Source organism: Sphaerisporangium sp. NPDC088356, assembly GCF_040685555.1.
GTDB lineage: Bacteria > Actinomycetota > Actinomycetes > Streptosporangiales > Streptosporangiaceae > Sphaerisporangium.
In genome coordinates this window covers 1-11,164 of record NZ_JBFBIK010000171.1, presented here as the reverse complement: position 1 = coordinate 11,164, position 11,164 = coordinate 1, and the positions used below count along the sequence as shown (strand labels likewise).

The following is an 11,164-nucleotide window of genomic DNA, read 5'->3' as shown; positions in this document are numbered from 1 at the left end:
GCCGCCCGCCCCGCCATGGGGGCGGGACGGGCGGCACGGGTTCAGGCCACTAGAGGATGGCCTTGTCGGGACGCTCCGAGATGCGGATGGCGTTGACGATGGGATCGCCGACCCGCTCGGCGAAGCGCACGTTGAGCTGGCCGTCGGTGACCTTCACCGTGTACTGCCGGTTGACGGCGGTGTACGTGCCCGCCTCCAGGGCCAGGTCGAGCGCGGGGATCGCGAGCTGGCCCTCGACGATGACGTCGAAGACGCGCCTGCCCTCGCGCATGTCGCGCGTCTCGGCGAAGCCCAGCTCGACGGTGTAGGTGCCGTTGGGCACCTGGTCGAACCGGTACTCCAGCATCTTCTCGCGGGCGCGCTTGAACAGCTCCTGCTCGGTGGTGCCCTTGATCGGCTTGCTTGCCGTGCTGGTGCTCGTGCTGGAACCCACGTAGCCCGACCCGCCCGCGACGTACTTGCGGTCGGCGGTCCAGCGGTCACCGGCGGCATCGAGCAGATCCTTGGTGGCGCCCACGTCGATGGCCACCTGGTGCTTGGGCACCACGACCGTCACGAGGATCTCGATCTGCGGGTTCCGGCCGCTCGCCGAGCGCACCAGCAGCTTGCCGGAGCGTACGGTGCCCGGCTGGACACCCGCGCTGGAGGCGGTGACCTTCAGCGTCACCGACTTACCCGTGGCGAGATCGCCGGCGGCGGGCGTCACGGCCAGCCAGCCCTGAGCGGGGTCGGTCACGACGGTGTAGGCCGTGGCTGCGCCCAGGTTGGACAGCCCCACCGTGCCGGACCTTGTGGACTCGGCCGGCATCACCAGGGTCAGCTCGCCGACCGAGGCCGACACGCGGCCGGTGGACAGCGCGGTGTCGACCCGGGTCACGGCCCCGGCGGTGATGGTGACCTCCTGGCTGAAGGTCCCGTAGTCGGCCTTGGACACCTCGACCCGGTAGTCGCCCACGAGGATCTGCCCGAGGAACGTGCCGCCGTCCCCGGTGGTGTAGGTCGCGACGTCGCCGACCTTCACCGTCGCGCCGGGCACCGGCTTGCCGTCGTTGGCGTCGGTGACCGTGCCCTTCAGCAGCCCGTGCCGGCTCGCGGCGAAGGTCAGGCCCTGGCCGTCGGCGAGCGCGGCACTGTTGAAGGAGTACTGCAGCGCGTCGGTGCCGCCCGCGCTCTCGATGCCGATCGTGGCGCTGGTGCCCGCGGCACGCTCGTTGGTGATGCCGCGGTAGCGGTACCCGACCGAGCCGTCCTCGCCCAGCAGCGCCGAGAACGAGATGCGCTGGGAGGCGTCGGAGTAGAACCGGGCGTCGCGCCATTCGATGACGAAGGTGCGTTTGGGCGCGGTCCCGATGGTGGCGGTGTAGACCCCGGACTGGTCGTCGAGCACCAGGTCGTCCCAGTAGGGGTAGAGCGCCGCGTTGGGCGCGGCGGTGGAGGGCAGCGATCCGTTGTTCGCCGCGGTGCTGGAGGCGGCGAAGCCGAGGACCCCGTTGCTGCTGATCCAGCCGCTGGTGTAGCCGGTGCCGTAGAAGGGGAAGGTGAACGGCAGCGTGATCGGCTGGGCCGTGTCGTCGCCGGTGAGCGCCTGCTTGCCGGTGCCCGCGACGTAGGTCTCGGGGGCGGCCGAGCAGGTGTAGCCGAAGGTGTCGGCGCGGCGCGGCAGCTCGACGTCCTTGGTCAGGTCGCCGTTCACCGTGATCGGCACGGTGAGGCCGCCCGCGCACCGCGACAGCGGGGTGGTGTTCAGATCGTAGGCGCCGTTCGGCAGGGTGAGCCGGTAGCGGCCCGCGGCGTCGGTGACCGCGCTGACCGGGGTGCCCACCGCGGCGACCGTGGCGCCCACCTCGGGCGCGCCCCCGGCGGTGACCGTTCCCGACACCGTACCCGAGGGCTGCGGCGTCATCGTCACATTCTCGGTCGCCGTCTGGTCGGCCACGACGGTGACGCTCGCGGTGGCGTCGTCGTACCCGAACTTCGCCGCGGTGAGCCGGTAGTCGCCCTCCAGCAGGCGGGGCAGCGCGTACGTCCCGTCCTGACCGGTGGTGGTCGTACGGCTCAGCGGCCCGGTGACGGTGAGGGTCGCCCCGGCGACCGGCGAGCCGCCGGCGGTGACCGTGCCGCTCAGCCCGCCGAGCGCCCCGGTGGGAGCGGCCTGGACCGCCGCGAAGGCGTCGAGCCGGCCCTCGCCCCAGATGTTGTTGTCGCCGGCGGTGCCGCCGCAGCGCGTGTCGTCGACGTCGATCGCGGTGCGGTCGAGCAGCGCCCTGGTGCCGGCGATGTCGCCCTGAAGGGCGGGGGAGGCCGACCACATCAGCGCCACCGTGGCCGCCAGGTGCGGGCTGGCCATCGACGTGCCGGAGAAGCTGTCGTAACCGCCGGGTATGGACGAGCGCACGTCCACGCCGGGCGCCGCGAGGTTGGGCTTGATCTCACCGTTCTCGCCGGAGCCGCGGGTGGAGAAGCCGGCGATGGCGTTGTTGACGTCGAACGCGCCCGCGCTGTAGCTGGAGATGTACTGGCCGGGCGAGCCGCTGGAGTTGCAGCCCGCGCCCGTGAGGTTGCCGTTGGCGAAGGCGGGGAAGATGCCCGCCGCGACCCACGCCTCGACGATCTCCTTGTACCAGGGGTCGAAGCCCGCGCCGCCCCAGGAGTTGTTGACGATGTCGGGCGCAAGGTCGGGGCGCGGGTTCTGGCCGTTCAGGTCGGTGGGGGCGAGCACCCACTGCCCCGAGGCGAGCAGCGACGCGTCGGTGCAGCTGTTGGTCTCGCACCCCTTGGCGGCGATCCACTTCGCGCCGGGGGCCACGCCGATGACGTTGGCGCCGCCGTCACCGCCCACCATGGTGCCCATGGTGTGGGTGCCGTGGTCGTTGTTGTCGCACGGCGCGGCGCTCGGGCACACGTCCGCCGGGTCGAACCAGTTGTAGTTGTGATCGAGGGTCCCGTCGGCGTTCCTGCCGCGATACTGGGCGGCCAGCGCGGGGTGGTCGAACTGCACGCCGCTGTCGATGCTGGCGACGACGATGCCCTCACCGCGGACGCCCAGCTCGTTCCACACTCTTGGGGCGTTGACGCGGTCGATGTTCCACTCGGTCGCCTGGACCTTCGCCACCGCCTTGCCCGGGAGCGGTTCGGGCAGTTTGGTGACGCGGGTGGGCTCGATGCTCTCCACCTCGGGGAGCTTGGCGATCTCCGAGGCGAGCTTGGCGCCGCCGGTCACCTGGACGGCGTTGGCGATCCAGAACGGGGTGAAGTCGGCGCGCTCGGCGGTGAGGAGGGCGCGAAGGCCTTTCTGCGACGAGGCGGCCAGCTCGGTCTTGGCCCGGAAGACCTGCTCGGCCTTCTCGGTCTTGGTCCTCGCCTCGCGGGCCGCGCTGAGGTCGGCGTCGCTCTTCAGGCGGACCCAGAAGGTGGCTTTGTCGTCCGTCGCGAGCTTCGCGAGGACGGTTTTGTCGATCTTGTCGGGGTCGGGAGCGGCCTGGGCCACACCCTGGGGGAGCAAGAGCGTGAGAGCGGCGACGGTCCCGGTCAGGACCGCTCGCCAGCGTCGGGGGGCGATGGACACACGATCTCCTTCACGCCGGGCGGGGGTGTCCCGCCGGGGAAAGTGACGTGGGCCGCACGTGATCTTTACAGCCCACGTGGAGAATCGTGAATCGATCTTGTCAGCTTTTCAAGGACTTGACTCGTGAAAACGTGATTTGTCATAAAAGTTAACGCGAACGGCGGGCCCCCTCCTTCGGCGCGTACGAGGCGATCAGAATCCCTGGGCGAGGCGGTAGTACGCCTGGTTCCAGCGCAGCTCCTGGGCGAACCGCCGGGAGGTGGTGTCGGCGTCGATCAGGACCAGCTCCACGCCGAGCATGTCGGCGAAGTCGGTCAGCTCCTCGGCGCCCAACGCCGCGGACAGCACGGTGTGGTGCGGGGCCCCGGCGGTCAGCCAGGATTCGGCCGAGACGCGCAGGTTCGGGCGGGGCTTCCAGACGGCGCGGGCGACCGGCAGGCGCGGCAGCGGCTCGGCGGGGCTGACCACGTCGATCTCGTTGGCGACCAGCCGGAACCGTTCCCCCATGTCGGCCAGGCCCACCACGACCGCCGGCCCTGGCTGGGCGTCGAACACCAGCCGCACGGGGTCCTCGCGGCCGCCGATGCTCAGCGGGTGGATCTCGCACGAGGGGGTCCCGGAGGCGATGCTCGGGCAGACCTCCAGCATGTGCGCGCCGAGGATGACCTCTTCGCCCGGCGTCAGGTGGTAGGTGTAGTCCTCCATGAAGGAGGTGCCCCCGGTGAGCCCCGCCGACATGACCTTCAGGGTGCGCAGCAGCACCGAGGTCTTCCAGTCGCCCTCGCCGCCGAACCCGTAGCCGTCGGCCATCAGCCGCTGGACGGCGAGCCCCGGCAGCTGCCGCAGCCCGCCGAGGTCCTCGAAGTTGGTGGTGAACGCCTTGAAGCCGCCGTCCTCCAGGAAGTGGCGCAGGCCCAGTTCGATGCGCGCCGCGTACCGCAGGGACTCGTGGCGCTCCCCGCCCGCCCGGAGCTCGGGGGCCACGACGTAGCCGTCCTCGTACTCCTTGACCAGCGTGGTCACCTCCGCGTCGGAGGCCGCCCCGACCGCGTCGACCAGATCGTTGACGCCGTAGGTGTTCACCGAGACGCCGAACCGCAGCTGCGCCTCGACCTTGTCCCCCTCGGTGACCGCCACGTCGCGCATGTTGTCGCCGAACCTGGCCAGCCTGAGCGAGCCCACCTCGGCCCGTCCCGCCGCCGCCCGCGCCCAGGCGCCGACGCGCGCCACCACCTCGGGGTCGCTCACGTGCCCGGCCACGGTCTTGCGCGGCACGCCGAGCCTGGACTGGATGTACCCGAACTCGCGGTCGCCGTGCGCGGCCTGGTTGAGGTTCATGAAGTCCATGTCGATGGAGCTCCACGGCAGTTCCCTGTTGGCCTGGGTGTGCAGGTGCAGCAGCGGCCTGCGCAGCGCGTCCAGCCCGGCGATCCACATCTTGGCCGGTGAGAAGGTGTGCATCCACGCGATCAGCCCGCCGCAGTCCTCGTCGGCGTTGGCCTCCAGGCACACCCTGCGGATGGCCGCCGCGTCGGTGAGCACGGGCTTCCAGACCACCTCGAAGGGCAGGGTCCGGCCGAGGGCTCCGGCGATCTCCCGGGACTGGTCGGCCACCTGCCGCAACGTGTCCTCGCCGTACAGGCCCTGGCTGCCGGTCAGGAACCAAAGCTTCACAGGTGACTCCTCTGTCCATAGACGTTCTGGTAGCGGTCGTACAAGCGGTCGATGTCGGCGGCGGCGATCGGCAGCGGCTCGCCGAGCTGCCGGGCCACGTGGACGGTGCGGGCGACGTCCTCGCACATGACGGCGGCCTTGACCGCGGCCTTCGGCGAGTCGCCGATGGTGAAGACGCCGTGGTTGCGCATGAGCACGGCGGGGGAGCGGTGGCCCGACAGCGTGTTCACGATGCCCTTGCCGATGTCGTCGCCGCCGATCAGGGCGAACGGCCCGACGGGGATCTCGCCGCCGAACTCGTCGGCCATCGCGGTGAGCACGCAGGGGATCGCCTCACCGCGCGCGGCCCACGCCGAGGCGTAGGTGGAGTGGGTGTGCACCACGCCGTTCACCTCGGGCATGTGGCGGTAGGCGTAGGCGTGCGCCGCGGTGTCGCTGGAGGGCGAGAAGCCGCCCTCGACGAGGTGCCCGTCCAGGTCGCACACGACCATCGACTCGGGGGTCAGGTCGTCGTAGGAGACCCCGCTCGGCTTGATGACGAACAGGTCGCCGCCGGGTATCCGCCCGGAGACGTTGCCCGCGGTCCAGGCGACCAGGCCGTAGCGCACCAGCTCGGCGTGCAGCCGGCAGACCGTCTCCCGCAGCTCTTCCAGCATCATGCCCTGGCCTCGTCCCTGATCGCGCGGAGCCGGTGCATGAGCTCCCCGTCGGCGAAGTGGTCGTGCAGCCGGCGGTACTCGGCGTACAGCCGGTCGTAGGCGTCGGCCCGCGCGTCGTCCGGCACGTAGGCGGCCATCGTGCGCTTGCCCATCGCGGCGGAGGCCTTCGTGATGTCGTCGTAGGCCCCGGCGGCGACGGCGGCGTGGATGGCCGAGCCCAGGGCGGGCCCCTGCTCTGAGCCGATGGCCGACAGCGGGCGGCGCAGCACGTCGGCGTAGAGCTGCATGAGGAAGGGGTTCCTGAGCAGCCCGCCGGCGACGACGAACTCCTCCACCGGCACCCCCGAGCCCTCGAAGGTCTCCACGATGACGCGGGCGCCGAACGCGGTGGCCTCGATGAGCGCCCGGTAGACGTCCTCCGGCCTGGTGGCGAGCGTCTGGCCGACGATCACGCCGGAGAGGTTGTGGTCGACCAGCACCGAGCGGTTGCCGTTGTGCCAGTCGAGCGCGACCAGCCCGTGCGCGCCGATCCGCTGCTCGGCGGCCAGCGAGGTCAGGTACTCGTGGACGGTGAGCCCGAGCCCGGCGGCCCGCTCGGTGTAGGAGGCGGGCACCGAGGTCTCGGCGAACCAGGCGAAGATGTCGCCGACGCCCGACTGGCCCGCCTCGTACCCCCACAGGCCGGGGACGATGCCGTCGCGCACCACCCCGCACATGCCCGGCACCTCGGCCAGCCGGTCGGAGGACATGACGTGGCAGGTGGAGGTGCCCATGATGGCGACCATCTGGCCCGGCCGCACGGCGTCGGCGGCGGCGGCGGTGACGTGCGCGTCGACGTTGCCCACCGCGACCGCGATGCCCTCGGGGAGGCCGGTCCACCCGGCCGCCCTGGCGGTGAGCCGTCCCGCGAGGCCGCCGAGCGGGGAAAGCTCGTGGCCGAGCTTGCCGGTGAAGCCGGTGAAGCCCGGGTCCAGCGCGGCCAGGAACTCCTCGGAGGGGTAGCCGCCGTCCTGGTAGACGCCCTTGTATCCGGCGGTGCAGACGTTGCGGGTCTCCACTCCGGTGAGCTGCCAGACGATCCAGTCGGCGGCCTCGATCCACCGCTCCGCCAGATGGTAGACCTCGATGTCCTCCTGGAACACCTGCAGGCCCTTGGCGAACTCCCACTCGGAGGAGATCTTGCCGCCGTAGCGCGGAAGCCAGGGCTCGCCGCGTTCGGCCGCCAGCGCGTTGATCCGGTCGGCGTGCGGCTGGGCGGCGTGGTGCTTCCACAGCTTGGGCCAGGCGTGCGGGCGTGCGGGGAGCAGGTCGCACAGCGGCGTGCCGTCGGCGGTGGCGGGCAGCACGGTGCACGCGGTGAAGTCGGTGCCGATGCCGATGACCTGCGAGGCGGGGACTCCCGCCGCGGCCAGCGCCTCGGGCACCGCGTGGCGCAGCACGTCGCACCAGTCCCTCGGTGACTGCAGCGCCCAGTCGGGGCCGAGACGCACTTCACCGCCGGGCAGGGTGTCCTCCATGACCCGGTGGGTGTACTCGTGGACCGCCCCGCCCAGCTCGGCGCCGTCCTCGACCCGTACCACGACGGCGCGGCCCGACAGGGTGCCGAAATCCACGCCTATCACATAGCGATTACCGTTAACGCTCACTTTGACCCTCAGAGTCGGGATTATGGGCAGTGCTACTTCTTGCGCGCGCCGATCAGGCGCTGCAGGAGAATGAAGGCGAATAAGAGCAGGCCGATGAAGATCTTGGTCCACCAGGAGCTCAGGGTGCCCTCGAAGCTGATGATCGTCTGGATCAGCCCGAGCACGAGCACGCCGAGCACGGTGCCCAGAAGGTAGCCAGAGCCGCCCGTCAGGAGCGTGCCGCCGATGACGACGGCGGCGATCGCGTCCAGTTCCATGCCGACCGCGTGCAGGCCGTACCCCGACAGCATGTAGAACGACAGCAGCACCCCGCCGAGCGCCGAGCAGAAACCGCTGATCGTGTACACGGCGATCTTGGTCCGGGCCACGGGAAGGCCCATGAGAAGGGCGGACTGCTCGCTGCCGCCGACCGCGTAGACGTTCCTGCCGAGCCGGGTGTAGTGCAGCACGTAGGCCCCCACCAGCACGGTGACCATCGCGATCACCACGCTCGGGGAGACCCAGACGCCGGCGCCCAAGGGCACCTTGGTCTGCGCGAACGCGGTGAAGGTGGGGTCGGTGATGGAGATCGAGTCGGTGCTGATCGTGTAGCACAGGCCCCGGGCGAGGAACATCCCGGCGAGCGTCACGATGAACGGCTGGATCTCGAAGTAGTGGATGATCGCGCCCATGCCCAGGCCCAGCGCCGCGCCGATGACCAGCACCAGCGCGATCACCGCCGGCGCGGGCCAGCCGTGGTTCGTGACCAGGGTCGCCGAGATCATCGTGGACAGGGCGACCACCGACCCGACCGACAGGTCGATGCCCCCCGTGAGGATCACGAACGTCATGCCGGCGGCGACCACGAGGAGGAACGCGTTGTCGATGAAGACGTTGAGCACCACCTGGCCGCCGGCGAAGCCCTCGTAGCGGATGCCGCCGATGACGAACATCGCTAGGAACAGACCGGTGGTCACAAGGACGGGTACGTACTTGCGCGGCAGCGCGCGGCGGATCACGAGGATGGCGACGGTGGTCATGCCGGGACCCTCATCTTCTCCTGGAGTGCCGTCGGCGCCCGAGGGGAACGCCGCCTGCGGCGGAAGACCTTCTCGCGGAAGGCCGGGGACTGCAGCAGGCACACCACGGTGACCACCAGCGCCTTGAACAGCAGCGTCGTCTCCGGCGGCACGCCGATCGAGTAGATGGTGGTGGTCAGCGTCTGGATGATGAGCGCGCCGAGCACGGTGCCCGACAGCGAGAACCGGCCGCCGGCCAGCGAGGTGCCGCCGATGACCACGGCGAGGATCGCGTCCAGTTCGATCCACAGCCCGGCGTTGTTGCCGTCCGCGCTGGAGACGTTCGAGCTGACCATCAGCCCGGCGATGCCCGCGCACAGCGCGCAGAACGTGTAGACCATGATGATCACACCGCGGGAGCGGATGCCGGCCAGGCGGCTGGCCTCGGCGTTGCCGCCGACCGACTCGATCAGCAGGCCGAGGGCCAGGCGGCGGGTGAGGAACGCCGTCAGTGCCAGCACGGCCACCACGACGATGATGCCGAACGGCAGCGTGAGCCAGTACCCGCCGCCGATCAGCTTGTAGGGGGTGCTGTTGATCGTGATGATCTGGCCGTCGGTGATGAGCTGCGCCAGGCCGCGCCCGGCGACCATGAGGATCAGCGTCGCGATGATCGGCTGCATGCCGACCCCGCCGACCAGGAAGCCGTTCCATGCGCCGAGCAGCAAGGAGAGCACGAGCGTGACCCCGACGGCGGCCAGCACGCCACCGGTGGAGTTCTGGTCGTGCAGGTCGCTGATCCGAAGGCACGCCAGCGCTCCGGCGATCGCGACGACCGAGCCGACCGACAGGTCGATGCCGCCGGTGGCGATGACGAGGGTCATGCCGAGCGCCACGAGGATCAGGGGCGCGCCGAAGCGGAAGATGTCCACCAGGCTGCCGTACAGGTGGCCGTCCTTGATCTGGACCGACAGGAAGCCGTCGGTGAAGACCACGTTGAGCAGCAGCAGCGCGATCAGGATGACCACGGGCCACAGCAGCCGATGCCTCAGGAAGGCCGTCATGAGGAGCCTCCGCTCGCGATGGTCTCCATCAGCACCTCGCTGGTCAGGTTCTCGCCGTTGTCCAGCTCCGCCACCAGCCGGTGGTCGCGCAGCACGCCGATCCTGTGGCTGAGCCGCAGCACCTCCTCCAGCTCGGCGGAGATGAACAGCACGGCCGTGCCCCCGTCGGACAGCTCGGCCACCAGGCGCTGGATCTCCGCCTTCGCGCCGACGTCGATGCCGCGCGTGGGCTCGTCCAGGATGAGCAGCCGGGGTTGAAGGATCAGCCAGCGCGCGAGCAGCACCTTCTGCTGGTTGCCGCCGCTGAGGTTCCTGACGAGCTGCTCGGGGTCGGCCGGGCGGATGTTCAGCGCCGCGATGTACCTGCCGACCAGCTCGTCCTGCCTGCTCCGGGGGACCGGCCTGGTCCAGCCGCGCGTCGCCTGCAGGGCGAGGACGAGGTTCTCGCCCACGGTGAGGTCTGGGATGAGCCCCTCGGCCCGCCGGTTCTCCGAGCAGAAGGCGATGCCGTGGCCCATGGCCGCCCGGGGGGTGCGCAGTCCTGCCTGCTCGCCGTCGACGCGGACCGAGCCGGTGGTCGCGTGGTCGGCGCCGAACAGCAGCCTGGCGATCTCGGTGCGGCCCGAACCGAGCAGCCCGGCCAGGCCGACGACCTCGCCCTTCCGGATGGTGAGCGTGAAGGGCTCGATCGCCCCGGTCCTGCCCAGTTCCCTGGCCTCCACCAGCGGCGCGCCCTCCCTTACTGGCGGCTTTCCCTCCAGCTTCTCCAGATCGGCGAGCTCGCGGCCGATCATCTTGGCGACCAGCTCGACCTGCGGCAGCTCTGCGGTCGGGTACTCGCCGACGAGCCTGCCGTTGCGCAGGATCGTCATGCGGTCGGCGATCTCGTAGATCTGGTCGAGGAAGTGGGACACGAACAGGATCGCGATGCCCTGGTCCTTCAGCCGCCGCATCACCCTGAACAGCTGGGCGACCTCGCCCGCGTCCAGGCTGGATGTGGGCTCGTCCAGGATCAGCACCCTGGCGTCGATGTCCACGGCCCTGGCGATCGCCACCATCTGCTGGATCGCGAGCGAGTACGAGGAAAGGGACGCCGCCACGTCGATGTCGAGTTCCAGGCGTCTCAGCAGCTCGGCGGCCCGGCGGCGCGTCTCCCTCCACTGGATGCGGCCCAGCCGGCGGGGTTCACGGCCGATGAAGATGTTCTCCGCCACCGAGAGGTTGGGGCAGAGGTTGACCTCCTGGTAGACCGTGCTGATCCCGGCCTGCTGGGCGGCCAGCGGGCTGGAGAAGGCGACGCCACGGCCCTCCAGCTCGATCTCGCCCTCGTCGATGTCGTGGACACCCGTCAGTACCTTGATCAGCGTCGACTTGCCCGCGCCGTTCTCTCCCATCAGCGCGTGGATCTCGCCCGGCAGCAGCCGGAAGTCGACGCCGTCCAGCGCCTTCACGCCGGGGAACCGCTTACCGATCCCGCTCATCCGCAGGATCGGGTCGGGTGCGGCCATGTTGGCCATGTGGTGCCCTCTCCTCGTCCTTGTCGTTCGTGGGCGGCGGC

Annotated in this window: 7 protein-coding genes; all 7 read right to left on the bottom strand. The window is 70.4% G+C overall.

Annotated features, from left to right (window positions below):
- Positions 1-49: 49 nt before the first annotated feature.
- A complete protein-coding gene (locus AB0O34_RS34310; RefSeq protein ID WP_363922720.1) occupies positions 50-3,565 on the bottom strand; it encodes a S8 family serine peptidase in 3,516 nt (1,171 codons plus the stop codon).
- A gap of 192 nt (positions 3,566-3,757) precedes the next feature.
- Positions 3,758-5,239 (bottom strand): L-arabinose isomerase, encoded by a 1,482-nt coding sequence (gene araA / locus AB0O34_RS34305; RefSeq protein WP_363922718.1) that lies wholly within the window; start codon positions 5,237-5,239, stop codon positions 3,758-3,760.
- Positions 5,236-5,898 (bottom strand): L-ribulose-5-phosphate 4-epimerase, encoded by a 663-nt coding sequence (locus AB0O34_RS34300; RefSeq protein ID WP_363922716.1) that lies wholly within the window; start codon positions 5,896-5,898, stop codon positions 5,236-5,238. The genes araA and AB0O34_RS34300 overlap by 4 nt, the downstream gene beginning before the upstream one ends.
- The gene (gene araB / locus AB0O34_RS34295; protein ID WP_363922714.1) at positions 5,895-7,520 is read right to left on the bottom strand and encodes a ribulokinase; all 1,626 of its coding nucleotides are present in this window, start codon (positions 7,518-7,520) and stop codon (positions 5,895-5,897) included. Before araB ends, AB0O34_RS34300 begins: the two co-directional genes overlap by 4 nt.
- A gap of 56 nt (positions 7,521-7,576) precedes the next feature.
- Positions 7,577-8,563 carry a galactofuranose ABC transporter, permease protein YjfF gene (gene yjfF / locus AB0O34_RS34290; protein ID WP_363922712.1) on the bottom strand — a complete coding sequence of 329 codons (987 nt, stop codon included), beginning with the start codon at positions 8,561-8,563 and terminating at the stop codon, positions 7,577-7,579.
- Complete coding sequence (locus AB0O34_RS34285; RefSeq protein WP_363922710.1) at positions 8,560-9,606, bottom strand: ABC transporter permease; 1,047 nt, start codon at positions 9,604-9,606, stop codon at positions 8,560-8,562. Before AB0O34_RS34285 ends, yjfF begins: the two co-directional genes overlap by 4 nt.
- The gene (locus AB0O34_RS34280) at positions 9,603-11,123 is read right to left on the bottom strand and encodes a sugar ABC transporter ATP-binding protein (protein WP_363922708.1); all 1,521 of its coding nucleotides are present in this window, start codon (positions 11,121-11,123) and stop codon (positions 9,603-9,605) included. Before AB0O34_RS34280 ends, AB0O34_RS34285 begins: the two co-directional genes overlap by 4 nt.
- Between the last annotated feature and the right edge of the window lie 41 nt (positions 11,124-11,164).